Below are 317 nucleotides of genomic sequence, written 5' to 3' on the forward strand. Positions count from 1 at the left end.
CACCCTGCCCGAAAGCACCTTTACCTACCAGATCGTGAACAGCGCATTGCTCTTCCCCTGCATGGAATACCAGCGCCTTCTGCGCACGGAGAAGGTGGCATCCATTGCGGAAAACTTCTCGGAGTACATTGCGAATGATCCGAAGGTCAGCTTCCGGGATGGCCGCTATTACGTTTTTGACGGGCAGAACACGGTGGAGGCACGTCGGGCGTGCAACGGCGGTAAGGACCTGCCCATCCGCTGCAAGGTTTTCCTTGGTCTGAGCAAGGAGGACGAAGCAACGCTCTTTGCGTTGCAGACCGGCATTTCCACCTGCC

At 57.4% G+C, this 317-nt stretch carries 1 protein-coding gene; it reads left to right on the forward strand.

The window, feature by feature from the left end:
* Positions 1-4: 4 nt before the first annotated feature.
* On the forward strand, positions 5-317 hold a 313-nt coding region (locus tag P0G09_RS17130), incomplete at its 3' end, for a DUF6551 family protein (protein ID WP_342760553.1).

The organism is Faecalibacterium sp. DFI.5.82, assembly GCF_029076575.1.
GTDB lineage: Bacteria > Bacillota > Clostridia > Oscillospirales > Ruminococcaceae > Faecalibacterium > Faecalibacterium duncaniae.